Raw genomic sequence first — 25,294 nt, 5'->3', positions numbered from 1 at the left:
CAGTCTTTTCGGGATACAACCATGGTTGCCCTTACTCCCATACCCAAAATCAAGAATCTCGACAAACTGTTGATGCATTGCCAGCGCCGCCGCTACCCGGCCAAGCACAACATCATCTGCGCCGGCGAACGCTCCGAAACCCTGTTCTTCATTATCAAAGGCTCGGTCACCATCCTGATCGAGGATGAAGACGGCCGCGAAATGATCATCGCCTACCTGAACACCGGGGATTTTTTTGGGGAGTTGGGGTTGTTCGAACAAGCCGGCAAGGAACAGGAACGCAGCGCCTGGGTGCGTGCCAAGGTCGAGTGCGAAGTGGCCGAGATCAGCTACGCCAAATTCCGCGAACTGGCCCAGCAAGATCCCGACATCCTTTATGTCCTCAGCGGCCAGATTGCGCAACGCCTGCGGGACACCACGCGCAAAGTCGGCGACCTGGCATTCTTCGACGTCACTGGCCGTGTAGCGCGCTGCCTGCTTGACCTGTGCAAGCAACCGGACGCCATGACCCACCCCGATGGCATGCAGATCAAGGTCACGCGCCAGGAAATCGGGCGCATTGTCGGCTGTTCACGGGAGATGGTCGGACGCGTACTCAAAGACCTGGAAGAACGCAACCTGGTGCACGTCAAAGGCAAGACGATGGTGGTGTTCGGTACCCGTTAAACCGGCAGGAAGCTGGCCAACATCTGGCGGTACAAGGTGTCCAGCCGGCTGATCGCATCGGGCGCCGGGAAGGCTTCGTGCAGGGCGATATGACTGTCGGCACGCACCCGCTGTTCAAGACCGCAGGCTTCATTGAAGCGATTGACCGCCGCGATCAGGTCTTCGCGATCGTTTTCCAGCAACAGCGCACCGTGCACCAGGCCCACCGGGCGCCCCCCGCTTTGACGCCAGCGCTGGGCAGTGCCAACCATTTTCCGGCCATTGAGATTGACGTTGTAGCGACCGTCGCAAAATGCGCCGTCGATCTCGCCGACAGACGCATCGCCGCCCAACTCGATCAGCAAGTCGCAGATCGGCTGACATAAACGCAGGTAACCGGTTTCGATACGATTCTGGTCGCCCTCACTGCGCCGCGGGGCGTAGACCAGGGCGATGTTGACTGTGGCACTCGACTGCGGCACCGGCTCACCGCCGGTTTCACGCAGCAGCACCGGCCAACCCGCATCGGCTGAAACCTGGCTGGCGGTTTCAAAGGCCGGCAAGCGGCTCAACCGACGCGGCATGACCAAAGCCTGATCGCTGGGTTGCCAGAACAACAACCCATACTCCCGCTCACCTGCGCAAACAGCCGCCAGCAGGTCTTGCTCGGCGGCAAGTCCTGCTTCGACGGTCATCGCCACCGGCTGCGTCATCATCAATCCAGCGTCGAACCGCTGACCGCCATGCCCCGCTCCGGGAAGAACAGGCGCTGCAATTCAGCCCCCGGGTTCTCGGCACGCATGAAGGTCTCGCCCACCAGGAACGAGTACACGCCACTGATCTCCATCAACTCCACGTCGGCACGGTTGACGATGCCACTCTCGGTGATCACCAGACGGTCGCGCGGAATCCGAGGCAACAGGTCGAGGGTGTTTTCCAGGCTGACTTCGAAGGTGTGCAGGTTACGGTTGTTGACCCCCACCAGCGGTGTGTCGAGGGTTTTCAAGGCGCGTTCCAGCTCATCGCCGTCATGCACTTCCACCAGCACGTCGAGGCCGACGCTTTTGGCGACGGCAGCCAACTCGGCCATCTTCACGTCATCCAGCGCGGAAACGATCAGCAGCACGCAGTCGGCGCCCAGGGCACGGGCTTCGACGATCTGGTACGGGTCGACCATGAAGTCCTTGCGGATCACCGGCAACTTGCACGCGGCGCGGGCCTGCTGCAGGAACAGGTCGGAACCCTGGAAGTAGTCGATATCGGTCAGCACGGACAGGCAAGTCGCTCCTCCCTTCTCATAGCTGACGGCGATTTCCGATGGCACAAAGTGTTCGCGGATCACGCCTTTGCTCGGCGAGGCTTTCTTGACCTCGGCGATCACGGCCGGTTGCTTCTGCTTGGCCTGGGCGATCAGTGCATTGGCGAAACCGCGCGGTGCATCGGCGATCTTTGCCTGGGCTTCCAGCTCGGCCAGGCTCACGCGGGCGCGCCGCTCGGCAACTTCTTCAGCCTTGCGGGCCAGGATTTTTTCCAGAACGGTCGGCACACTCATCCTTCATTCTCCATCTTGAATACTGCGGTGAATGCTCCCAGCTCTTCGAGCTTCTCACGAGCCAGACCGGTGTGCAGCGCATCGTGGGCCAAGGCAACACCCTCCTTAAGACTATAGGCGTGGTCGGCTGCATAAAGTGCCGCGCCAGCATTCAAAACAATCATCTCGGCGGCTTTCTGACCGTTCTCGGTCTTGCGACGGCCCAAGGCATCACGAATCAGTTCCAGGGAGGCCGCCGGGCTTTCCACCGCCAGGCCGTGCAGGCTCTGGCTCTTCATGCCCAGGTCTTCCGGCTCGACCCAATACTCAGTGACCTGGTCATTTTTCAGCTCCGCCACGAAGGTCGGTGCCGCCAGGCTGAATTCGTCCAGGCCGTCCTTGGAATGCACCACCAGCACATGCTTGCTGCCCAGGCGTTGCAGTACTTCGGCCAATGGCCGGCACAGCGCCTGGCTGAACACACCCACCACCTGGTGTTTCACACCGGCCGGATTCGTAAGCGGGCCGAGCATGTTGAACAGGGTACGAAGGCCGAGATCCTTGCGCGGGGCGGCAGCATGCTTCATCGCACCGTGGTGGGATTGGGCAAACATGAACCCAATACCGACGTTGTCGATACAGCGCGCCACTTGGATAGGGGTCAGGTTCAGGTAGATCCCCGCCGCTTCCAGCAAGTCGGCGCTGCCACTCTTGCCGGAGACCGCGCGGTTACCGTGCTTGGCCACAGTGCAACCCGCCGCCGCCACCACAAACGAAGAAGCCGTCGACACGTTGAAGATGTTCGCACCGTCACCGCCGGTGCCGACCACGTCGACCACACCATCGAGGGTCTTGAGCTCGACCTTGTCCGCCAGCTCGCGCATAACCGACACGGCGCCGACGATTTCGTCGATGCTTTCGCTTTTCATGCGCATGGCCATCATGAACGCGCCGATCTGCGCGTCGGTGCATTGACCGGTCATGATCTCGCGCATCACATCGCTCATTTCAGCGGTGCTCAGGTCCAGGTGGCCGACGATACGGCTCAGGGCAGTCTTGATATCCATGGAAAGTCCTTAGCGCGTGCCGCCGCTCTGCTTGAGAAAATTGGCGAACAGCTCGTAGCCCTGCTCGGTCAGGATCGATTCGGGGTGGAATTGCACCCCTTCGATATTCAGTGTCTTGTGGCGCAGGCCCATGATCTCGTCGACCGAGCCGTCCTCCAGTTGGGTCCAGGCGGTCAGTTCCAGGCAATCCGGAAGGGTTTCGCGCTTGACCACCAACGAATGGTAGCGGGTCACGGTCACCGGCAAGTTAAGCCCATGGAACACGCCCTGATCATGATGGAATACCGGACTGGTCTTGCCGTGCATCACCTGGCGTGCACGCACCACGTCACCGCCAAAGGCCTGGCCGATGGACTGGTGGCCCAGGCATACGCCCAGGATCGGCAGCTTGCCGGCGAAATACTGGATCGCCTCCAGGGAAATACCCGCCTCGGTCGGCGTGCACGGGCCTGGCGAAACCACGATGCGCTCCGGGTTCAGGGCGGCGATCTCGGCGACGGTCAGTTCGTCATTGCGCACTACCTTGACCTCGGCACCCAACTCGCCCAGGTACTGCACAACGTTGTAGGTAAAGGAATCGTAGTTATCAATCATCAGCAACATGGGGGAACCTCAGGAATTGGGGGTCTGTTCAGCCAGCGCAACGGCGCGGAACATCGCGCGGCGCTTGTTCAGGGTTTCTTCCCATTCGAGGGCCGGCACCGAGTCGGCGACGATCCCGCCACCGGCCTGCACGTGCAGCTCCCCGTCCTTGATCACGGCGGTGCGGATCGCAATGGCCGTGTCCATGTTGCCGTTCCAGGCGAAATAACCCACGGCACCGCCGTAGACCCCACGCTTGACCGGCTCCAGCTCGTCGATGATTTCCATCGCGCGGATCTTCGGCGCACCCGACAAGGTGCCCGCCGGCAGAATCGCGCGCAACGCATCCATCGCCGTCAGGCCAGCCTTCAGCTCGCCGGTAACGTTGGACACGATATGCATCACGTTGGAATAACGCTCGATCACCATCTTCTCGGTGAGCTTCACCGAACCGATTTCCGAGACACGCCCGGTGTCATTACGACCCAGGTCGATGAGCATCAAGTGCTCGGCGATTTCCTTGTCGTCGCTCAGCAGGTCTTCTTCCAGCGCCAGGTCAGCTTCTTCGGTTGCACCCCGTGGGCGCGTGCCGGCGATCGGGCGCACGGTGATCAGGTTGTCTTCGACGCGCACCAGCACTTCCGGCGAACTGCCCACCACGTGGAAGTCACCAAAGTTGAAGAAGTACATGTACGGCGTCGGGTTGAAGCAACGCAGCGCCCGGTACAGATCGATCGGCGCGGCCTTGAAGTCGATGGACATACGCTGCGACGGCACCACCTGCATGCAGTCGCCGGCGAGGATGTATTCCTTGATGGTATCGACGGCCCGCTCGTAGTCATCCTGGGTAAAGCTTGAACGAAAGATCGGGTCGGCCGCCGGCGGACGGCTGAGGTCCAGGCCGCGACGCGGGGTGATCGGCTGGCGCAGTTTTTCCAGCAGGGCTTCGAGGCTGGCCCGGCCTTGCTCGAACGCATCGGCCTGGGACGGGTCGGCCAGCACGATCGCGTGCATCTTGCCAGCGAGGTTGTCGAACACCACGACCGCATCGGAGACCATCAGCAGAATGTCCGGCACGCCCAACGGGTCCGGGTTCGGGCATTGGCCCAAACGTTTTTCCACATAACGCACGCAGTCATAACCGAAGTAACCCACCAGGCCGCCGTTGAAGCGCGGCAGGCCGGCAATGGTCGGCACGTTGTAGCGCGCCTTGAAGGCTTCGACGAACGCCAACGGATCTTCGACATCATGGTGTTCGATCTCGACGCCATCATGGGTAATGCTCACATGATGGTCATGTACCCGTAGCACCGTACGGCACGGCAGGCCGATGATCGAGTAACGACCCCACTTCTCGCCGCCCTGTACGGACTCGAGCAGGTAGGAGTTAGGCTCATCGGCCAGTTTCAGGTAGATCGACAGCGGCGTGTCGAAGTCGGCCAGGGTTTCGCAGGCCAGGGGAATGCGGTTGTAGCCGGCAGCGGCCAAACGCAGGAATTCTTCGCGGGTCATGATATGCCTCGTGGCTTGAGGGTCTAACAGTCAGGTATGCAAACGTGCCGCAGGGCGCGGCCAGGAACAGTCAGGCGCGCCAACGCCAGCGGGCCAGGGCCTTGATGACTTTCATCCAGAGTTTGCGAGTGACCACCACGATGGAATTTCCAGAAGGGGACGGATCGGTGTCGGGCAACGTTATCTCAGCGCCAGCTCCCAAGCAACCGGGGATTAACAGGCGCAGGTCATCAATCACCATCGCCGGCGACTCTTCGGCGATCGGCCGACCATGGTTATAGCCGTAGCTGAGGGCCACGCACTGCACGCCCGCGGCCTTCGCCGCCTGCACATCACTGCGTGAATCGCCGACAAACAACGATTGCGAGGCCGGGATATTGGCCATTTTCATCACGAAAAACAGCGCCGCCGGGTCGGGCTTTTTCTGCGGCAGGGTGTCGCCACCGATGATCCATCGGAAATACCGACCGATTTTCATCTGGTCCAGCAGCGGCGCGACGAAGCGTTCCGGCTTGTTGGTGATCAGGGCCATTTCCACGCCCTGCTTGCTCAGCCATTTGAGGGTGTCACGTACGCCGGGGTAGACCACGGTCAGTTCATGGCCGTCTTCATAGGCGGCGTTGAACAGCTCCAGGGCGTGTTCAGCCTCGACGTCATCCACGCCTTCGGCATCGATATTATTAGCCAGGGCGCGGCGCACCAGCATCTGCGCACCGTTGCCGACCCACTCACGCACCGACTCGATCCCGGCCGGCTTGCGCCCCAGCTTGAGCAGCATCTCGTCCACCGCCGCTGCCAGGTCGGGTACCGAGTCGATCAAGGTACCGTCCAGATCGAACATCACCAGCCGTGGCAGTTTGCCGGGGAACAGCTGCTCAAAGCCGCTCATGGACGTGCCAGCGCCAGTTCGGCACGCATCTTGTCGATGACTTCCTGATAGTCCGGCGCGTTGAAGATCGCCGAGCCGGCCACGAAGGTGTCGGCGCCCGCTGCGGCGATTTCGCGGATGTTGTTGACGTTGACCCCGCCGTCGATCTCCAGGCGGATGTCGCGACCGGAAGCATCGATCAGCGCGCGAGCTTCACGCAGCTTGTTCAGGGTGCCCGGGATGAACTTCTGGCCGCCGAAGCCTGGGTTAACGCTCATCAGCAGGACCATGTCGACCTTGTCCATCACGTACTCAAGCACACTCAACGGCGTGGCCGGGTTGAACACCAGGCCCGCCTTGCAGCCGCCTTCGCGGATCAGTTGCAGGGTGCGGTCGACGTGCAGCGAGGCTTCCGGGTGGAAGGTGATGTAGGTCGCGCCGGCTTCCACGAAGTCGCCGATGATGCGATCCACCGGGCTGACCATCAGGTGCGCATCGATCGGCGCGGTGATGCCGTACTTGCGCAGCGCCGCACACACCATCGGGCCGATGGTCAGGTTGGGCACGTAGTGGTTGTCCATGACGTCGAAGTGCACGAAATCGGCACCGGCGGCCAACACCTTGTCCACTTCCTCACCCAGGCGGGCGAAATCGGCGGAGAGAATCGATGGAGCAATAACGAAGGGCTGCATGACGCACCTTTTTTGAGCTAAATCACGATGGCGCGCATTGTATACCTCATGCTTTGCCGCGCGCACCGTGACCTGGCTCAACGGCTAGTAAGCCGCCCGGTAGATTTTCTCGATATCGGCGGCGCTGAGCTTGCGCGGATTGTTACGCATCAGCCGCTCAATGCCTGCCGCCTCAACCGCCATCGCCGGGATCGCGTCCTCGGGCACGCCGAAACTGCGCAGGCCTGCCGGAATCTCGACGGCGGCACACAGTCGCGTCATCGCGTCCACTGCCTGATCGGCCGCATCGTTGACGCTCAAGCCGGTGACATTCACGCCCATGGCCTGTGCAATCTCCTGCATGCGCTCCACACAGGCCAATTTGTTCCAGTGCATCACATAGGGCAGCAACAGCGCGTTGCTCACCCCATGGGCAATGTTGAAACGCCCACCCAACGGGTACGCCAACGCATGCACCGCGCCGACCCCGGCGTTACCGAACGCCATGCCGGCCATCAGGCTGGCGGTGGCCATGTCGTCACGTGCCTGCAGGTTGGCCGGGTTGGCGTAGGCCTTGGGCAGCGCCTTGGCAATCAACTTGATCGCGCCGATGGCCAGCGCATCAGTGATCGGCGAGGCATTCAGCGACAAGTAGGACTCGATGGCATGCACCAGCGCATCCACACCACTGGCGGCGGTAACGCTGCGCGGGCAGGTGAGGGTCATTTGCGGGCTGATCAAGGCCACATCCGGCAGAAGGTAGTCGCTGACGATGCCTTTTTTCAGCTGTGCGGCCTTGTCGGAGAGGATCGCCACATTGGTCACCTCCGAACCGGTGCCGGCCGTGGTCGGGATGGCGATCAACGGCGGGCCCTTGCGCGGCACCTGGTCGACGCCAAAGAGGTCCGACAGCGCACCGTGGTAACCGGCATAGGCGGCTACGCTTTTGGCGATATCGATGGCGCTGCCGCCGCCCAGCCCGATCAGGCCGTCATGCCCGCCCTCGCGGTAAACGCGCATGCAGTCCTCGACGATGGCGATTTCCGGGTCGGGCAGTACGCGGTCGAAAATCTCGTAGGTGCGCTCGCCCAAGTGTTCGAGGGCCAGCGCCACGGTGCCGGACTTGACCAGCGCGGCGTCGGTGACGATCAGCGGGTTGTCCACATCCAGGCGCGTGAGTTCAAAGGCCAGTTGTTCGATGGCGCCAGCGCCGGTCAGCAGTTTGTGGGCGATCTTGAATGAGGAAGTACTCATGTGCGCGGCCTCTTATTAAGTGATGGGCTGGCACAAGAGTAGCTCGGAAACTCGGGTTGCCTAGCATTCAGAGGCTGAATGGTGATTTCCAACACAACACAAAACCATGTGGGAGAGGGCTTGCCCCCTCCCACACTTGAATCTCCAGCAGGCAGTCAGACTGCCGCGGTGCGCAGTTTCTCGCTACGCCCGCGCAGCCATTCCAGGGTCAGCAACAGCAATACCGAGAAGGCAATCAACAAGGTTGCCGCCGCCGCAATCGTCGGGCTGAGGTTCTCGCGGATGCCGCTGAACATCTGACGCGGCAGCGTCGCTTGCTCAGGGCCGGCGAGGAACAGCGTCACCACCACTTCATCGAACGACGTGGCGAAAGCAAACAGCGCCCCGGAAATCACCCCCGGCGCAATCAATGGCAAGGTCACTCGGCGAAACGCCGTCAACGGCGAAGCCCCGAGGCTCGCCGCCGCCCGCACCAGGTTGTGGTTGAACCCCTGCAACGTGGCCGACACCGTGATGATCACAAACGGCACGCCCAGCACCGCATGCACCACGATCAACGAGAAGAAGCTGTTACCCAGTCCCAGCGGTGCAAAGAACAGGTAACTGGCCACACCGATAATCACCACCGGCACCACCATCGGTGAAATCACCAGTGCCATCACCAGCGCCTTGCCGGGGAAGTTGCCACGGGTCAGGCCGATGGCCGCCAGGGTGCCGAACACCATGGCCAGCACCGTGGCCGCCGGGGCGACGATGATGCTGTTCTTGAGTGCACGCATCCACTCGGCCGAGGCAAAGAAGTCCTGGTACCAGTGCAGCGAAAAGCCTTGCAACGGGTACACCAGGAAACTGCCGCTGTTGAACGACAGCGGAATGATCACCAGCACCGGCAGGATCAAGAACAACAGGATCAAGCCGCAGAGGATCCGCAAGCTGTAGAACCAGACCCGTTCAACGGGCGACATGTAAGGGCTCAGCATCGCAAGGTCTCCTCAGCTCAGGCGCAGGCGACTGGCGCCCACCAGCCGGTTGTAGATCAGGTACAGCACCACGGTGGCCAGCAGCAGCAAGCCACCCAGTGCCGTCGCCATGCCCCAGTTGATACTGGTGTTGGTGTAGAACGCCACGAAGTAGCTGACCATCTGGTCGTTCGGGCTGCCCAGCAGCGCCGGGGTGATGTAGTAACCAATCGCCAGGATGAACACCAGCAGGCAACCGGCGCCGACGCCGGCATAGGTCTGCGGGAAGTACACGCGCCAGAAACTGGTGAACGGGTGGCAACCCAGGGAAATCGCCGCACGCATGTAGGTGGGCGAAATGCCCTTCATCACGCTGTAGATCGGCAGGATCATGAATGGCAGCAGGATGTGCACCATCGAGATGTAGACCCCGGTGCGGTTGAACACCAGCTCCAAGGGTTTATCGATCAAGCCCATGCCCATCAAGGCGCTGTTGATCAGGCCGCCGGACTGCAGCAACACGATCCACGCCGCCACCCGCACCAGGATCGAGGTCCAGAACGGCAGCAACACCAGAATCATCAGCAAGTTACTCTTGCGTGCCGGCAGGTTGGCCAGCAGATAGGCCAGGGGATAGGCCAGCAGCAAGCAGATGACAGTGATTACCAGGCCCATCCAGAAGGTACGGGCGAAGATGTCCAGGTAGATTGCCTGGTCAGGTGTGGCCGGCGCTATTTCGCCGAGGTCGTCGATGCGATGATCGACGGCCGCCAGGAGGTAGAACGGTGTCAGGCTGCTGGTATTGCGCCGGATCGCCTGCCAGTACGCCGGGTCGCCCCAGCGTTCGTCGAGGTTTTCCAACGCTTCTTTATAAGAGCCGGGCGCTTCACTGAACGGCAGCGCCCGCGCGGTTTTGGTCAGCAGGCTACGGTAGCCGGCCAGTTCCATGTTCAAGCGTTTGGACAGATCGCCCAGGGTCTGGTTTTTGCGCGCTTCGCCCAGGTCCTCGCTGAGGGCCTGGTACACCGGTTCACCCGGCAAGCCACGGCCGTCCCAGGCCGTCACCGCGACCACGGTACGCGGCAAGCCGCCCACCACTTCCGGATTGCCGACGCTCTTGAACAGCAAAGCAACGATCGGCACCAGGAACACCAGCAGCAAGAACAGCACCAGCGGCGCAATCAAGGCCTGGGCCTTCCAGCGATTGAGCCGCTCGGCACGCGCCAGGCGCTGCTTGAGGGTGGGGCTGTTGACCTCGTTCGAGGGAACGGCGATGGCCATGGCTGACTCCGGTAAGACTGAAAATGACGACAGTTTCGTGCGATGTACAACAGACCCTGTGGCGAGCGGGCTTGCCCCGCGTTGGGCTGCGCAGCAGCCCCATTAAACCCACCGCGCTCTGCCTGATCGAGCGCGGCGCCTGGTTTTAGGGCCGCTACGCAGCCCAACGCGGGGCAAGCCCGCTCGCCACAATCAGCAAACACACAACAACAGTGTTGGGTTACTTGGCCGCCCAGGAATTGAAGCGCTGCTCCAGCTGCTCGCCGTTATCCGCCCAGAAGCTCACATCGATCTGCACCTGGTTGGCGATGTTTTCCGGGGTGGTCGGCATGTCCTTGAGGATGTCCTTGGCCAGCAACGGCACGGCTTGGGTGTTGGCCGGGCCGTAGGCGATGTTTTCCGAGTAGGTCTTCTGCTGCTGAGGCTGTACTGAGAAAGCGATGAATTTCTTCGCCGCTTCGGCACGGTCCTTGGCCAGGCCTTTAGGGATGGCCCAGGCGTCGAAGTCGTAGATGCCGCCGTTCCACACCACTTTGAGGTTGCTTTCTTTCTGTACGGCGGCGATGCGGCCGTTGTAGGCCGAACTCATCACGACGTCACCGGAAGCGAGGTACTGCGGCGGCTGTGCGCCGGCTTCCCACCACTGGATCGACGGCTTGAGTTCATCGAGTTTCTTGAATGCACGGTCCTGGCCATCTTTGCCGGCCAACACTTTGTACACGTCTTTCGGCGCCACACCGTCGGCCATCAAGGCGAACTCCAGGGTGTACTTGGCGCCTTTACGCAGGCCGCGCTTGCCCGGGAATTTCTTGGTGTCCCAGAAATCTGCCCAACTGGTGGGGGCGGAGGTGAGTTTGTCGGCGTTATAGGCGAGCACGGTCGACCACACGAAGAAGCCCACGCCACATGGCTGGATCGCGCCCTTCACGTAGTCGGCGGTGTTGCCGAACAGTTTCGGGTCCAGCGGCTCGAACATGTCTTCGTCACAGCCACGGGAGAGTTCCGGCGATTCCACTTCCACCAGGTCCCAGGACACGCTCTTGGTGTCGACCATGGCTTTCACCTTGGCCATTTCACCGTTGTACTCGCCGGCGACGATCTTGCCATTGCCCGCGCTTTCCCAAGGTGCGTAGAACGCCTTGACCTGGGCCGCCTTGTTCGCGCCACCGAAGGACACGACCGTCAGGTCCGGGCCTGCCATGGCCTGGGTTGCGCCGATCAAGCCAATGGCCAGCGCCGAATACTTAAGGGATCTCAACATTGTTGTTCTCTCCACGTGCAGGGTTGGTGAAGCCAGGGGGCGATCAATTCGCCTCTAGAAGTGGGTCGAGTGCGCGAACGTGCTCGACTTGCCAGCCAATCGGTACCACGTCGCCGACCGCCAGGGCTGGGTCCAGCTCGGCAATCGGTTGTTTCACAAAAAAATCGGTCTTGCCGCAGACTTCCAGGCGCACGCGCACGTGGTCGCCCAGGTAGATGAATTCCGCCACCCGCCCCGAGAAACGGTTGACGCAGCTCTCGCTGGAACCATTGAGGCTGACGCGCTCCGGGCGCACCGACAGGGTCACCGGGCCACCGACCTGGCCGACATTCACCGCCAGTGCCTCGACCTTCTCGCCCCGTGCCAGCTCCACCACGCAGCGCTCGCCGGTGTGGCTGTGCAGGCGACCATTGAGGCGGTTGTTCTCACCGATGAAGTTGGCGACAAAGGTGTTCTTCGGTTCTTCGTACAAGGTGCGCGGCGCGGCGATCTGCTGGATCTCGCCTTGATGGAATACCGCCACGCGGTCAGACATGGTCAGCGCTTCGCCCTGGTCATGGGTCACGTACACCACAGTCACGCCGAGGCGCTGGTGCAGGTGCTTGATCTCCATCTGCATGTGTTCGCGCAGTTGCTTGTCGAGGGCGCCGAGGGGTTCGTCCATCAGCACCAATTGCGGTTCGAACACCAGCGCCCGGGCCAGCGCCACGCGCTGCTGCTGGCCGCCGGAGAGTTGTGCCGGGTAACGTTGGGCGAAGGCATCGAGCTGGACCATGCTCAACACGCGTTTGACCCGCTCGCTGATATCGGTCTTGCTCAAGCCCCGCACCGACAGCGGGAACGCCAGGTTCTCGGCGACGGTCATGTGCGGGAACAAGGCGTAGTTCTGGAACACCATGCCGATGTCGCGCTTGTGCGGTGGCACGTTGTTGATGGACCGCCCGGCCAGCTGGATTTCGCCGGCGGTCGGCGTCTCGAAGCCGGCGAGCATCATCAGGCTGGTGGTCTTGCCCGAACCGGAAGGCCCGAGCAGGGTGAGGAACTCGCCCTTGCGAATCTCCAGATTGAGGTCTTTGACGATCAGGTTCTCGCCGTCGTAGCTCTTCTGCACGCCACGAAAGCTGACCAGCACATCATTTGAATCCACCTCGCTCATACCCGCACCTTTTTGTTTTGGACTGCTGTGGAACAAGCGTAGTCCAGGCGCCAGCCCCCGGAAATCGGGGGCCAGGAGAGAATTGCATCGGTCGGATGGAAGGTTGGGGGTAGGGATTGCCCTACAGGGATGGCGCGTACGGGACAGCACAGCCGCAAGGGGCGAGCTGCAAGCGGCAAGAATGGGTTTGACGGTGTTTTGGGGGTGTCGTTATTAGATACGTCGCTAGAGGAGCTTGTGCTCCATGGCGTATTTCACCAGCTCAGCCAGGGAGGTGATATTGAGCTTTTGCATCAACCGCGCCTTGTGCGTGCTGATGGTCTTGCTGCTCAGCGCCAGTTGCTGGGCGATGTCGTTGACGTTGGCACCCTGGGCCAGGCGTTCGAACACCGAGAATTCGCGCTCGGAAAGCAACGAATGCAGCGGTCGGGTATCGGTGAGGCCGACTTCGAAGACCATGCGGTCGGCCAGGTCCGGGTCGATGTAGCGCCCACCGGCCGCCACCTTGCGGATCGCCGTGAGCAACAGCGCCGGGTCACTGTCCTTGGTGGCATACCCGGCGGCGCCAACCTTCAAGGCGCGAGCGGCCATTTGCGCTTCGTCGTGCATCGACAACACCAGGATGGCCGGCGGATTGTTCAGCGCACGGATGCGCGCAATCGCTTCCAGGCCGTTGACGCCGGGCATCGAGATGTCCAGCAACACCACCTCGCAAGGCACGTGACGCAAGGTCTCCAGCAACTGCTCGCCATTGCCGGCCTCACCCACCACCAGCAGGTCCTTGGCCAGGCCGATCAACTGCTTGATGCCTTCACGAACAATGGTGTGGTCTTCGGCTACCAGTACACGGATCACAGGCGCTTCCTCTTGGTGTTATGCATCCAACGGCACCGTGACGCTCAGGGTGGTGCCCTCCCCCAACTCGCTGTCCAGACTCAATTGCCCGCCCATGATCAGCACTCGCTCGCGCATGCCTACCAGACCGAATGATACCGGACGGCCCTGGGCCTGGACGAAACCGACGCCGTCATCACTGATGGTCAGCCGCAGATGCGTGCCTTCCACTGCCAGGGTCAGTTCGACAGTATGCGCCTGGGCATGGCGCATCACATTGGTCAGCGCCTCCTGCAGGATGCGGAACAGGCCGACGGCCTTGGCATCGCTCAAGGTCGGCAGGTTATCCGGCACCTGGACCAGGCAAGGGATATGCGTGCGCGCCTCAAAACGCCGCGCCTGCCATTCGATGGCCGAGGCAATGCCGGCATCCAGAATCGGCGGGCGCAGCGCGGTCGCCACATCGCGTACCAATTGGAATAACTGGGCGATCAGGCGCTTCATGCTGTTCAAGCGCTCGTGCAAACCGGGGTCGAGTTGCGCATAAGCCAGCTCGCACATCGAGGTTTCAAGCTTGAGCACTGTGAGCATCTGCCCGAGTTCGTCGTGTACTTCACGGGCGATGCGGGCCTTTTCTTCTTCGCGCACGGTTTCCAGGTGGGCAGAGAGTTCGCGCAACTGCGCTTCACTTTGCAGCAACGCAGCCAACGTCCGGCGCAATTCGGTGACGTCGTTGAGGTAGACCACCAGGTACTCGGCCTCGGCAAACCGCAGAAAACTCAAGGACACATTGGTCGGCAGGATGCTGCCATCGGCACGTCGGCAATCGGTGGCAAAGTTCTGCGGGCCGTCTTCGCTGGCCCGCGCGCGTTTCCACAGGTTGAGCCAGCGGTCCATATCCAGGCTTGGATCCAGGTCAGCCAATGGCCGCTCGATCAGTGCACCGGGGCTATAGCCGAGCATGCTTTCGGCGGCACGGTTGGCGTAGCGCACATGGCTGTCCCAGTTGACCCACAAGATGCCCACGGTGCTCTGATCGATGGAAAACTGCGTCAGGCGCAAGGCTTCGGCCCCGGCGGCGCGGGCGGCGCTTTCTTCGCGGGCGGCCAATAACCCATGCTCGAGCACCCGTTGCTGGCGGCGCTGCCAGAACACGACAACCAGGCTGGCGAGCAAAAACAGGCCCAGCAACAGGCTGAGGTTTTGCCACAGGCCTGGGGTTTCCGTCAGGCGTGGGTACTTGGGTTGCAGCCAGCGGCTATGCAATTGGTCCAGGTCGCGGGCGGGGATGGCGCGCAAGGCGCTCTCCATGATGCCGGCCAGCTCCGGCCACTCCCGGCGCGTGGCCACCCGCAACAACTGTGGCAGGCCGATATCCCCCACTACCGCCAACCCGGCGAACTCCGCCTCGCCGGACAAGCGACTCAATTGCGCCTCGTCCACCACCGCATAGCGTGCCTGCTGGCTCACCAGTAGCTGCAGGGCCTGGCGCTCCATCGGCACGCCTTGCAGGTTGAGGCCGGGATAGGTGCTGCGCAGGTAGTCCGCCACGGCGCTGGGCATGCGCACGGCAACGCGGGATTGCTCATCGAGTTTCTCCAACTCCACAGCGCCGCCGCCCTCGCGGATGCCGACAATGTGCTGCGGCACACGCATGTAAGGGTCGGTGAACAACCACAGGCGTAAACCGGCCGGGGTTTGTTGCAGGCCGGGGGCAATGTCCACTTCGCCCTCGCGCACAGCAGCTTCCAGTTGCTCCTGGTTGGGGAAGTTGCGCCAGGTCAGCTCGATGTTCAGTGCCTTGGCCAACCACTGCATCAACTCGACGTTCGCCCCGGACAATCGCTGCAAACGCCGGTCGTATTGCGCATACGGCGCCTGCAATACCAGGCCCACCCGCAGTTCCGGGTGCTGGGCCAGCCACTCGCGTTGCTGCACATTGAGCTGCGCCTGGGGAGTGGCGGGCGCAGGGGCGGCATTTGCGATCAAGGCAAGGCAGCAACAGCCGATAACCAGCAGACAGCGAAAAACCATGATTGACGTCTCACATCACTGACAAATACTGACCAACCCATTAGGCTGCCGGAATCACTTCTGGCCGGGAATTTACGATGCCCTTTGTTCACCGTTCGGCACTGCCAGCATTGTGCCTGTCGCTACTTATTACCAGTGCCTTTTCCGTGCAGGCCGCTGACGCCCCCGCACCGGCCGCCGAAAAACCGGTCGAGCGCCAGCCTTTACCCGAGCGTAGCCAGGAGGAAGCCAGTGCACTGGAGCGCAAAATCCCGCAACAGGAACAGCAACAATTGCAGGCCGGCAGCGATTCATTCCTGGCCCTGTGGAAACCGGCCAACAGCGCCGAGCCCGAAGGTGTGGTGATTATCGTACCGGGCGCCGGCGAAAGTGCTGACTGGCCGCAAGCAATCAGCCCGTTGCGGCACAAATTGCCGGATGCCAATTGGGGCTCCCTCAGCCTGTCGCTGCCGGATGTGAGCGTGGACACGCTGCCACCACGTGTGATGGAAGCGCCCAAGGCTACCGTCGACACCAGCAGCAAGGAAGCGAGCACCGCCGACAAACCTATCGAACAAGCCGCCAGCGCCGAAGCCGAAGGCACCGACCCGGCCGTGGTGCCTGGCGCCGATGAACAGGACAAGACCGACGCTTCGCGCATTTTCGCGCGCATCGACGCCGCAGTGGCCTTCGCCCAGACCCAGAGCGCACGCAGCGTGGTGCTGCTCGGCCATGGCACCGGCGCCTGGTGGGCCGCACGTTATTTGAGCGAGAAGCAGCCGTCCCAGGTGCAGAAGTTCGTCATGGTCGCGGCGCAGACGCCCACCGGTCGTCACCCGGATGTGCAACAACTGGCCCCCGGCCTGAAGTTGCCGACCGCCGATGTGTTCTATCAAGACAGCGCTCAATCACGCAAAAACGCACTGGCCCGTGCCCAGGCGGCCAAGCGTTTGAAGAATGATGGCTATAAGCAGGTGTCGTTGAAAGCCTTGCCCGGCAACAGTGATGCCGGGCAGGAGCAGTTGTATCGCAGGGTTCGCGGCTGGTTGAGCCCGCAGGCCAGCGTCGACTGAAACCTAGCGGAAATCCCGGCGCTCGCGAATCAACGTATAGGCGTTGTGCAATTCACGGGTACGCTCGGTCGCCTCACGCACCTGCGCGGCGCTGGCACCCGTGCCGGCAATCTTGTCCGGGTGATGGCGACTGAGCAGGCGGCGATAAGCACGCTTGATTGCCGATGGCTCGGTGGTGGCCGTCACCCCCAGCAAGCGCAACGCCTCCTGATAAGTGATGCCGCGACTGACCAATGGCCTGTGCTCAGGCTTGAAGTCAGCGGCCAATGCCTGGAGCTGTTGTGGCGTCCAGCCCAGCCATTTGCCCCACAGGTCGATCAGGTCGCGTTCGGCGTCATCCGCCTTGCCATCGGCCCACGCCATACGCCAGCACGCGCGCAACACACCTTCGGCGGCGTGGGGCTGGGCCTTGAGCACACGCAGGTAGCTGCGCATCCGGTCAGCGCCGGACTTGCCGCGATTGAACGCCGCTATCGCACGGCGCTGGGCCGACTCGGTCATGTCCAGCGAACGCATCTCCTGACGCGCCTGCTGGATATGCCCATCCACCACACGCCCATTGCTCTTGGCCAGGCGCCCCAGCAACACAAACAACAACTCGTCATTGCGCAACGCCGGGCGCCCGCCCAGGCGCTCGCGCAATTGGGCCCAACTGCGCAGTTGCAGGCGGCGGTCCAGCGCCTGCCCCAACAGTGCGCCCAACATGGCCCCCGGAATACTGGCAATGGCAAAGCCAGCCCCCGCGCCGATCAGCGTCCCTGGCCACAGCATGCTACTGCCCCGCTGCCAGCAGGGTTTCGACCTGCGCCAGGCGCTCCAGCGTGCCGACATCAATCCAGCGTCCCGCCATGTGTTCCCCCGTTACCAGACCTTTGGCCATGGCTGCCCGCAACAGCGGCGCCAGCTTGAAGGCACCCGCGCTGCACCCCGCGAACAGCCTGGGGTCGAGCACGGAAATGCCACTGAAGGTCAGGTTATCGGCACCGGCCGCCGCATCATGAAGCAAACCCTGATCCAGGTAGAAATCGCCACCCGAAGGGTGATGCGCCGGGTTATCGACCATCACCAGATGGGCCAGGCCCTTGAGCGGTTGCTTGAGCCGGGTGAAGTCGTAATCGGTCCAGATGTCGCCGTTGACCACCAGGAACGGTTCGTCGCCCAGCAACGGCAGCGCCTGGAAAATCCCGCCGCCGGTTTCCAGCGGTTCGCCTTCGGCTGAGTAACGGATGCGCACGCCAAACTGTGCACCATCCCCCAGGTAACTCTCGATCTGTTGGCCGAGCCAGGCGTGATTGATCACGATATCGGTGAAGCCCGCCTTGGCCAGAGCCTCCAGGTGATACTCGATCAGGCGCTTGCCACCGGCCTGCACCAGCGGCTTGGGCGTATGCAAGGTGAGTGGCCGCATCCGCTCACCTTTGCCGGCCGCCAGGATCATCGCCTTCATACGCTTGCCTCGGTGGGCTGGCGCAAGCTGGCGAGCAATTCACCCAGTTCGCTCAGCTCAGGGCGGTCGGCGAGCACCGCTTCTATATACGCAAAGAAGCGCGGCACATCGGCCAGGTAACGTGGCTTGCCGTCGCGATGGCAGATCCGCGCGAAGATGCCGATGACCTTGAGGTGGCGCTGCACGCCCATCAGGTCGCTGGCACGCAGGAAGTCTTCGAAGTCCGCCTGCACCGGGATGCCCAGTTTCGCGGCACGCTCCCAATAGCCGCGCTGCCAGTCCCGCACGCGGGCCTTGGGCCAACTGAGGAACGCGTCCTTGAACAGGCACGTGATGTCATAGGTGACCGGCCCGTAGACCGCATCCTGGAAATCCAGCACGCCCGGGTTCGGCTCGCTGATCATCAGGTTGCGCGGCATATAGTCGCGGTGCACCAGCACGTTCGGCTGCGCGAGGGCGCTGTCGATCAGGTGGTCACTGACGCGCTGCCAAAGCGCTTGTTGCTGTGTATCCAACTCGATACCCAGGTGCCGGCGGACGTACCACTCGGGAAACAATTCCAGCTCGCGGCGCAGCAAGGCGACGTCATAGCTGGGCAGCGGCGCGTCCATCGGCAACTGCTGGAAAGCCAGCAAGGCGTCGATGGCATCGGCAAACAAGTGATCGGCGTTTTTGTCGTCAATCACGTCCAGGTAGGTTTTTCTGCCCAGGTCATTGAGCAAAAGAAAGCCTCGGGGCAAATCTTCTGCATAAATTTTTGGAACATTTATGCCCGACTTCGCCAGCAAATGAGCGATATCGACGAAAGGTTTGCAGTTTTCCTGGGGGGGTGGAGCGTCCATTACGACAAAGGTCCGCCCCCCCCCTTCCCAACGGAAGTAGCGCCTGAAACTCGCGTCGCTGCTGGCCGCGGTCAATATGGCCGGGGGGACGGCGCCCCAGCCTTGAGTGTTGAAAAGGATCGGCAACTGCTCTTCCAGCCAGGCTTCCAGCTGTTGTAAACGTAGATCTTGCTCGGGCATTACAAGGGTCTCCGACGGCGCTAGCCGTCAAGCGGGGCATGCTTTATTATCACGCATCTTTTTCAGACCATCGAGAGGCGTGCGGCCCAAACCGCGGGCAGATGGCACGCAGGAAGCCCGGACTAATAAGATGGCATTGAAATCCCCCGCGTTTCGTAGAAAATTTCCGTTGCTGGTAACCGGCAGTCTGCTGGCCCTGCAACCCTTCGCCACTTCATTCGTGGTCGCCGCGGAACAGTATGACTGCTCAGTCTCTGCTTCGGGTGCCTGGGATTGCGCGCCAAAAACCGCCGCAACCCCACTACCACCACGCCCGGTGCATGACGGTGCAGCCGTCAGCTCCGCCAACAGCACGGCGCAGGCCGATGCTGGCGGCAACGCCGAGGCCGAGCCCAAGACCGCTCTGGTCACCGAAGCCAAGGGCCGTGGCCTGCGTTCGCGCAGCGCCGACTACAGCCACCTGGACTGGGTGCCCCGCGACAAGCTGACCGCAGCACAGTTGGCCGAAACCGGCCCTTACTGCGGCGGTGCGTACATCGAGCCGACGCGTCCTGGCATGAACGACAAGACGAACAAGAGCGATGCGCCCACCTTCATCGGTGCCAAGGCCTCTCGTTACGAGCAGGAACAACAGGTGGCAACCCTGGCCGGTGACGTCGTCATGCGCCAGGGCAGCATGCAACTGGAATCCGAGGAAGCCAGCCTGTACCAGGCCGAGAACCGTGGCGAGCTGAACGGCAACGTTCGTTTACGCGACAACGGCGCATTGATCGTGGGCGATCACGCCGAAGTCCAACTGGACACTGGCGCCGCCCAGATCGACAACGCCGAATATGTGATGCACAAATCGCGTATCCGCGGTAACGCGCTGTACGCCAAGCGTGCCGAGAACGCGATCATCCGTCTCAAGGACGGTACGTACACCACCTGCGAGCCAGACAGCAACGCCTGGCAGCTCAAGGGCAACAACATCACGTTGAACCCGGCCACCGGTTTCGGTACGGCCACCAACGCGACGTTGCGGGTCAAGAACATTCCGATCCTGTACACCCCCTACATCTATTTCCCGATCGACGACCGTCGTCAGTCCGGCTTCCTGCCACCGAGCTTCAGCACCGGCAGCGAAACCGGCTTTACCTTGGTCACGCCGTACTACTTCAACCTGGCGCCGAACTACGACGCCACGTTGTACCCGCAGTACATGACCAAGCGTGGCTTGTTGATGGAAGGCGAATTCCGCTACCTCACCAAGTCCAGCGAAGGCCAGTTCGGCGGCGCGTACCTGAACGACGACAGCGACGAGCGGAAAAAGCAGACCGATTACGAAAAAACCCGCTACATGCTCAACTGGCAACACAAGGGCGGGCTGGACTCGCGTGTACTGACCCAGGTCGACTACACCAAGATCAGCGATCCTTACTACTTCCAGGACCTCAAGTCCTATCAGGAAGGCGTCGAGAGCCGCGACTACATCAACCAGCAGGGTTCGGTGACTTATCGCGGCGACAGCTTCCAGGCTCGCTTGAACCTGCAGGCCTACCAGTTGGCAACGATTTCCCAGGTCACTCCGTATGACCGCCTGCCGCAGATCACCTTCAACGGCACGCTGCCGTACCATCCAGGTGGCCTTAACTTCAGCTACGAGACCGAAGCCGTGCGTTTCGATCGCGATCTGGAGAACGGCAACTTTATCAATGAGAACGGTGACTCAGAAGCCCGCCTGGACACCTACGTCCGCGGCCTGACCCGTGCCAACGGCACGCGCCTGAACGTAGCCCCAGCCGTCGAATACCCGATGAACTGGACCTACGGCTTCATCACGCCGAAGCTCAAGTACGTGTACACCAAGTATGACTTGGACCTAGACAACATCGGCAAGAACCAGATCATTGCCGACCAGGCCGCAGCAGCCAGGAACGGTACCCAGTACGCCGGTGGTACGTTCAAAAGCTCCCAGGACCGTGCGGTTCCGATTGCCAGCGTCGACAGCGGCCTGTATTTCGACCGCAACACCAACTGGTTCGGCAAAGAGTATCGCCAGACCCTTGAGCCGCGTGCGTTCTACCTGTACGTACCGAACAAGGACCAGGCTGATATCCCGGTCTTCGACACCAGCGAGTACTCGTTCAGCTACGCGTCGCTGTTCCGCGATAACCGCTTCAGCGGCACCGACCGCATCGGCGACGAAAACAAGCTGTCCCTGGGCTTGACCAGCCGCTGGATCGAAGAGAACGGCTTCGAGCGTCAGCGCGTATCCGTCGGCCAGGCCGTGTACTTCAAGGACCGTGAAGTTCAACTTCCAGGTATCCTGGCGGCGGACCGTGCCGACGCACAGTCCGACGTTTCGCCGGTTGCCCTGGACTACGAGTTCCGCTTCAACCGTGACTGGCGCGCCACTGCCGACTACAACTGGGACACCGAAGAACACAGCCCTCGTTCCGGTAGCGCGATGCTGCACTACCAGCCGGAAGACAACCCGAACAAGATCATCAACGTCGGTTATCGCTATCGCAATGACCAGGTCGTCTACAACCAGCTGACCGGCAAATGGCAGTTTGGTGGTGACTACGGGCAGCCAGGTGATCCGAACTTCGTGAAGGATTACTACAAGATCCAGCAACACGACTTCTCGATGATGTGGCCGATCATTCCACAATGGAACCTGATCACTCGCTGGCAGTACGACTACGCCCGCAACCGTACCCTGGAAGCCTTCGGTGGTTTCGAGTACGACAACTGCTGCTGGAAACTGCGCGTCATCAACCGTTACTGGGTTTCCAACGACGAATACAGCCAGATCGCCCCGCTTAACGAAAAGGGTGACCACGGGCTCTTCTTCCAGATCGTCCTCAAAGGACTCGGCGGCCTGACCGGCGCCAAGGTAGAGAGCTTCCTCGACAAAGGCATTGAAGGTTATCGTGAACGTGAAGACCAAGCTTTCTGATTGTCTGCGCCCGCTAGTGCTGGGCGCGCTGTTCCTGGGTGCCGCATCGGTACACGCTGCGGTTCAAGAACTGGATAAGGTCGTGGCCATCGTCGATAACGACGTGATCATGCAGAGCCAACTGGACCAGCGCGTCAAGGAAGTCCAGCAGACCATCGCCAAGCGTGGCGGTGGCGTGCCGCCGACCAGCGTCCTGGACCAGCAGGTACTGGAACGCCTGATCGTCGAGAACCTGCAACTGCAGATCGGCGATCGTTCCGGCATCCGTATTTCAGACGAAGAACTGAACCAGGCAGTCGGCACCATTGCCCAGCGCAACAACATGAGCATCGATCAATTCCGCGCGGCCCTGGCCCACGATGGCCTTTCGTATGACGACGCCCGTGACCAGATCCGCCGTGAAATGATCATCAGCCGTGTGCGTCAGCGCCGTGTTGCCGAGCGGGTCCAGGTATCCGAACAGGAAGTGAAGAACTTCCTGGCATCGGACCTCGGCAAGATGCAACTCTCCGAAGAACTGCACCTGGCCAATATCCTGATCCCGACACCGGACAGCGCCAACTCCGAGCAGCTCAATGCCGCCGCCGCCAAGACCCAGGCTATCTATGATCGCCTCAAGGCCGGTGCTGATTTCGCCCAGATGGCCATTGCCCAATCCGGTAGCGACAACGCCCTCGAGGGCGGTGACATGGGCTGGCGTAAAGCCGCTCAGTTGCCACCTCCGTTCGACCGTGAACTGAGCGCCATGGCCGTGGGTGATATCACCAAACCAGCCCGCACCCCAGGTGGTTTCATCATCCTGAAGTTGCTGGAGCGTCGCGGTGGCGAGACCTCGCTTAAAGACGAAGTGCATGTTCGTCATATCCTGGTCAAACCAAGCGAAATCCGCACCGAAGCGCAAACCAAGGAACTGGCCCAGAAGATCTACGACCGCATCGAAAGCGGTGAAGACTTTGCCACCCTTGCCAAGAGTTTCTCGGAAGACCCGGGCTCTGCCCTCAACGGCGGCGACCTGAACTGGATCGACCCGAAAGCCCTGGTGCCGGAGTTCCAGCAGGTGATGGCCGATACGCCGCAGGGCGTGTTGTCCAAGCCGTTCAAGACCCAATATGGCTGGCATGTGCTGGAAGTCCTTGGCCGTCGCGCCACCGACAACACCAGCCAGGCCCGCGAGCAACAAGCGCTGAACGTACTGCGTAACCGCAAATACGATGAAGAACTGCAAACCTGGCTGCGTCAGATCCGTGACGAAGCCTACGTTGAAATCAAGCTACCAGGCGCCCAGACAGGCACCGACCAGGCAGTGCAGTGAAACCCCAGCGTTTCGCGGTGACACCCGGCGAGCCGGCCGGCATTGGTCCTGACCTGTGCCTGCTGCTCGCCTCGCAACCCCAGCCACACCCCCTGATCGCCATTACCAGCCGTGACCTGCTCCTTGAGCGGGCCACGCAGCTGGGTGTGACGGTCACTTTGCTGGATGTGGCACCGGGCAACTGGCCCGAACTGCCCGCCCCCGCCGGCAGCCTGTATGTGTGGGACACCCCACTGCAGGCCAAAGTCGTTGCCGGGCAACTGGACAAGGCCAACGCAGCGTTCGTGCTCGAAACCCTGACCCGCGCCGGGCAAGGCTGCATCGATGGCGACTTCGCCGGCATGATCACCGCCCCCGTGCACAAGGGCGTGATCAACGAATCCGGCATCGCCTTTTCCGGCCACACCGAATTCCTTGCCGAACTGACCCACACTGAGCAAGTGGTGATGATGCTGGCCACGCGCGGCCTGCGGGTCGCCCTGGTGACCACGCACCTGCCACTGCGCGACATTGCCGATGCCATCACCGTCGAGCGACTGGAGCGCGTGACACGCATCCTGCACGCCGACCTGCAACAGAAATTCGGCATCGCCCAACCGCGCATCCTGGTCTGTGGGCTTAACCCCCACGCCGGTGAAGGCGGCCACTTGGGCCACGAAGAAATCGACATCATCGAACCCACCCTGGAGCGTCTGCGCCAAGAAGGCATGGACCTGCACGGCCCGCTGCCTGCGGACACTCTGTTTACCCCCAAATATCTGGAGCACTGCGATGCAGTGCTGGCGATGTACCACGACCAGGGACTGCCGGTGCTTAAATACAAAGGCTTCGGCGCCGCCGTCAACGTGACATTGGGCCTGCCGATCATCCGCACCTCCGTCGACCATGGCACCGCCCTGGACCTGGCGGGCAGCGGCAGGATCGATACCGGTAGCCTGCACGTGGCCCTGGAAACCGCCTATCAGATGGCCGAGACCCGTATATGACTGAGCATTACCAACACCGGGCGCGCAAGCGCTTCGGGCAAAACTTCCTGCACGACGCTGGCGTGATCGATCGCATCCTGCGCTCCATCCATGCCAAGCCCGAAGACCGTCTGCTGGAAATCGGCCCGGGCCAGGGCGCGCTGACCCAAGGCCTGCTGGCCAGCGGCGGCCAACTGGATGTGGTGGAGCTGGACAAGGACCTGATCCCGATTCTCAACCAGCAGTTCGCCGGCAAGCCCAACTTCAACCTGCATCAGGGCGATGCGCTGAAGTTCGACTTCAACACTCTCAACGCCGCACCCAACAGCCTGCGCGTGGTGGGTAACCTGCCGTATAACATCTCTACGCCGCTGATTTTCCACCTGCTGAACAACGCCGGGATCATCCGCGACATGCACTTCATGCTGCAAAAGGAAGTGGTCGAACGCCTCGCGGCAGGCCCTGGCGGTGGTGATTGGGGCCGCCTGTCGATCATGGTTCAGTACCACTGCCGCGTCGAACACCTGTTCAACGTCGGTCCGGGTGCCTTCAACCCGCCGCCGAAGGTCGATTCGGCGATTGTGCGTCTGGTGCCCCACGCGGTACTGCCGCACCCGGCCAAAGACCATCGCCTGCTGGAACGCGTCGTACGCGAAGCGTTCAACCAGCGCCGCAAGACCCTGCGCAACACGCTCAAGGCCTTGCTGAGCAACGCCGAGATCGAAGCTGCCGGCGTCGATGGCAGCCTGCGTCCCGAGCAACTGGACCTGGCCGCGTTCGTACGCCTGGCCGACCAGTTGGCCATCCAGCCTGCGCCCGCAGCGCAATAGAGCATCCCGGGGATAGGCCAGACAGCATGTCTGGCCTAGTGCCCACCTCTTGGCCTAGACTGACCCG

23 protein-coding genes are annotated in these 25,294 nt (G+C 61.8%); 6 read left to right on the top strand and 17 right to left on the bottom strand.

From position 1 onward, the window contains the following. Positions 1 to 21: 21 nt before the first annotated feature. Positions 22 to 666, top strand: a complete 645-nt coding sequence (crp, locus tag BM110_RS22175) for a cAMP-activated global transcriptional regulator CRP (RefSeq protein WP_071490216.1) — start codon at positions 22 to 24, stop codon at positions 664 to 666. On the opposite strand, the gene BM110_RS22170 is transcribed toward crp, so the two are convergent. From BM110_RS22170 to BM110_RS22105, 14 genes are all read right to left on the bottom strand, one after another. Next, on the bottom strand, positions 663 to 1,361 hold the full coding sequence (locus BM110_RS22170; protein ID WP_175538859.1) for a lipoate--protein ligase family protein: 699 nt from the start codon (positions 1,359 to 1,361) through the stop codon (positions 663 to 665). The two genes, crp and BM110_RS22170, sit on opposite strands and share 4 nt — an antisense overlap. Further along, positions 1,361 to 2,197: an indole-3-glycerol phosphate synthase TrpC gene (gene trpC / locus BM110_RS22165; protein ID WP_071490218.1), complete on the bottom strand. Its 837-nt coding sequence runs from the start codon at positions 2,195 to 2,197 to the stop codon at positions 1,361 to 1,363. Before trpC ends, BM110_RS22170 begins: the two co-directional genes overlap by 1 nt. Then, positions 2,194 to 3,243 carry an anthranilate phosphoribosyltransferase gene (trpD, locus tag BM110_RS22160; RefSeq protein ID WP_093514179.1) on the bottom strand — a complete coding sequence of 350 codons (1,050 nt, stop codon included), beginning with the start codon at positions 3,241 to 3,243 and terminating at the stop codon, positions 2,194 to 2,196. Before trpD ends, trpC begins: the two co-directional genes overlap by 4 nt. A 9-nt stretch (positions 3,244 to 3,252) precedes the next feature. Further along, positions 3,253 to 3,846 (bottom strand): aminodeoxychorismate/anthranilate synthase component II, encoded by a 594-nt coding sequence (locus BM110_RS22155; protein ID WP_071490220.1) that lies wholly within the window; start codon positions 3,844 to 3,846, stop codon positions 3,253 to 3,255. Positions 3,847 to 3,855: 9 nt separating this feature from the next. Beyond that, positions 3,856 to 5,337 carry an anthranilate synthase component I gene (trpE, locus tag BM110_RS22150; RefSeq protein WP_093514178.1) on the bottom strand — a complete coding sequence of 494 codons (1,482 nt, stop codon included), beginning with the start codon at positions 5,335 to 5,337 and terminating at the stop codon, positions 3,856 to 3,858. 70 nt (positions 5,338 to 5,407) lie between these two features. Further along, positions 5,408 to 6,226 (bottom strand): phosphoglycolate phosphatase, encoded by an 819-nt coding sequence (locus BM110_RS22145; protein WP_093120876.1) that lies wholly within the window; start codon positions 6,224 to 6,226, stop codon positions 5,408 to 5,410. Continuing rightward, on the bottom strand, positions 6,223 to 6,897 hold the full coding sequence (rpe, locus tag BM110_RS22140) for a ribulose-phosphate 3-epimerase (RefSeq protein ID WP_071490223.1): 675 nt from the start codon (positions 6,895 to 6,897) through the stop codon (positions 6,223 to 6,225). The genes BM110_RS22145 and rpe overlap by 4 nt, the downstream gene beginning before the upstream one ends. Positions 6,898 to 6,981: 84 nt before the next feature. After that, positions 6,982 to 8,130 (bottom strand): iron-containing alcohol dehydrogenase, encoded by a 1,149-nt coding sequence (locus BM110_RS22135; RefSeq protein WP_093514177.1) that lies wholly within the window; start codon positions 8,128 to 8,130, stop codon positions 6,982 to 6,984. 155 nt (positions 8,131 to 8,285) lie between these two features. Continuing rightward, positions 8,286 to 9,110 carry an ABC transporter permease gene (locus tag BM110_RS22130; RefSeq protein ID WP_015886162.1) on the bottom strand — a complete coding sequence of 275 codons (825 nt, stop codon included), beginning with the start codon at positions 9,108 to 9,110 and terminating at the stop codon, positions 8,286 to 8,288. 12 nt (positions 9,111 to 9,122) lie between these two features. Beyond that, entirely contained in the window at positions 9,123 to 10,370 is a 1,248-nt protein-coding gene (locus BM110_RS22125) for an ABC transporter permease (RefSeq protein WP_093514176.1), read from the bottom strand. Between the two features lie 220 nt (positions 10,371 to 10,590). Then, entirely contained in the window at positions 10,591 to 11,631 is a 1,041-nt protein-coding gene (locus BM110_RS22120; protein ID WP_071490226.1) for an ABC transporter substrate-binding protein, read from the bottom strand. Positions 11,632 to 11,674: 43 nt separating this feature from the next. Then, positions 11,675 to 12,787 carry an ABC transporter ATP-binding protein gene (locus BM110_RS22115; RefSeq protein ID WP_058424775.1) on the bottom strand — a complete coding sequence of 371 codons (1,113 nt, stop codon included), beginning with the start codon at positions 12,785 to 12,787 and terminating at the stop codon, positions 11,675 to 11,677. Between the two features lie 225 nt (positions 12,788 to 13,012). After that, on the bottom strand, positions 13,013 to 13,642 hold the full coding sequence (locus BM110_RS22110) for a response regulator (RefSeq protein WP_071490227.1): 630 nt from the start codon (positions 13,640 to 13,642) through the stop codon (positions 13,013 to 13,015). A gap of 18 nt (positions 13,643 to 13,660) precedes the next feature. Beyond that, positions 13,661 to 15,655, bottom strand: coding sequence for a PAS domain-containing sensor histidine kinase (locus BM110_RS22105; protein ID WP_093514175.1), 1,995 nt, complete (start codon positions 15,653 to 15,655; stop codon positions 13,661 to 13,663). Between the two features lie 77 nt (positions 15,656 to 15,732). On the opposite strand from BM110_RS22105, the gene BM110_RS22100 reads away from it, so the two are divergent. Continuing rightward, positions 15,733 to 16,707: an alpha/beta hydrolase family protein gene (locus BM110_RS22100; protein ID WP_093120867.1), complete on the top strand. Its 975-nt coding sequence runs from the start codon at positions 15,733 to 15,735 to the stop codon at positions 16,705 to 16,707. A 3-nt stretch (positions 16,708 to 16,710) separates the two neighbouring features. Here BM110_RS22100 and BM110_RS22095 read toward each other — a convergent pair whose 3' ends face one another. Genes BM110_RS22095 through BM110_RS22085 form a run of 3 tightly spaced genes read right to left on the bottom strand, consistent with a single transcriptional unit; the run spans position 16,711 to position 19,176 of the window. Continuing rightward, positions 16,711 to 17,478, bottom strand: a complete 768-nt coding sequence (locus BM110_RS22095) for a TerB family tellurite resistance protein (RefSeq protein ID WP_093120864.1) — start codon at positions 17,476 to 17,478, stop codon at positions 16,711 to 16,713. Between the two features lies 1 nt (position 17,479). Further along, complete coding sequence (gene murU, locus BM110_RS22090) at positions 17,480 to 18,154, bottom strand: N-acetylmuramate alpha-1-phosphate uridylyltransferase MurU (RefSeq protein WP_071490231.1); 675 nt, start codon at positions 18,152 to 18,154, stop codon at positions 17,480 to 17,482. Continuing rightward, positions 18,151 to 19,176 carry an aminoglycoside phosphotransferase family protein gene (locus tag BM110_RS22085; protein ID WP_093120861.1) on the bottom strand — a complete coding sequence of 342 codons (1,026 nt, stop codon included), beginning with the start codon at positions 19,174 to 19,176 and terminating at the stop codon, positions 18,151 to 18,153. The genes murU and BM110_RS22085 overlap by 4 nt, the downstream gene beginning before the upstream one ends. 130 nt (positions 19,177 to 19,306) lie before the next feature. Here BM110_RS22085 and BM110_RS22080 point away from each other — a divergent pair, with 130 nt between their 5' ends. The 4 genes from BM110_RS22080 to rsmA are packed head-to-tail and all read left to right on the top strand — an operon-like array spanning position 19,307 to position 25,227. Next, a complete protein-coding gene (locus BM110_RS22080; protein ID WP_093514174.1) occupies positions 19,307 to 22,120 on the top strand; it encodes an LPS-assembly protein LptD in 2,814 nt (937 codons plus the stop codon). Further along, on the top strand, positions 22,095 to 23,432 hold the full coding sequence (locus tag BM110_RS22075; RefSeq protein ID WP_092242312.1) for a peptidylprolyl isomerase: 1,338 nt from the start codon (positions 22,095 to 22,097) through the stop codon (positions 23,430 to 23,432). Before BM110_RS22080 ends, BM110_RS22075 begins: the two co-directional genes overlap by 26 nt. Further along, a complete protein-coding gene (pdxA, locus tag BM110_RS22070; RefSeq protein ID WP_093514173.1) occupies positions 23,429 to 24,418 on the top strand; it encodes a 4-hydroxythreonine-4-phosphate dehydrogenase PdxA in 990 nt (329 codons plus the stop codon). Before BM110_RS22075 ends, pdxA begins: the two co-directional genes overlap by 4 nt. Continuing rightward, the gene (gene rsmA, locus BM110_RS22065) at positions 24,415 to 25,227 is read left to right on the top strand and encodes a 16S rRNA (adenine(1518)-N(6)/adenine(1519)-N(6))-dimethyltransferase RsmA (RefSeq protein ID WP_071490236.1); all 813 of its coding nucleotides are present in this window, start codon (positions 24,415 to 24,417) and stop codon (positions 25,225 to 25,227) included. The genes pdxA and rsmA overlap by 4 nt, the downstream gene beginning before the upstream one ends. Positions 25,228 to 25,294: the final 67 nt, after the last annotated feature.

The organism is Pseudomonas sp. NFPP28 (genome assembly GCF_900115535.1).
Lineage (GTDB): Bacteria > Pseudomonadota > Gammaproteobacteria > Pseudomonadales > Pseudomonadaceae > Aquipseudomonas > Aquipseudomonas extremorientalis.
This window is presented reverse-complemented; position numbering and strand designations above follow the sequence as displayed.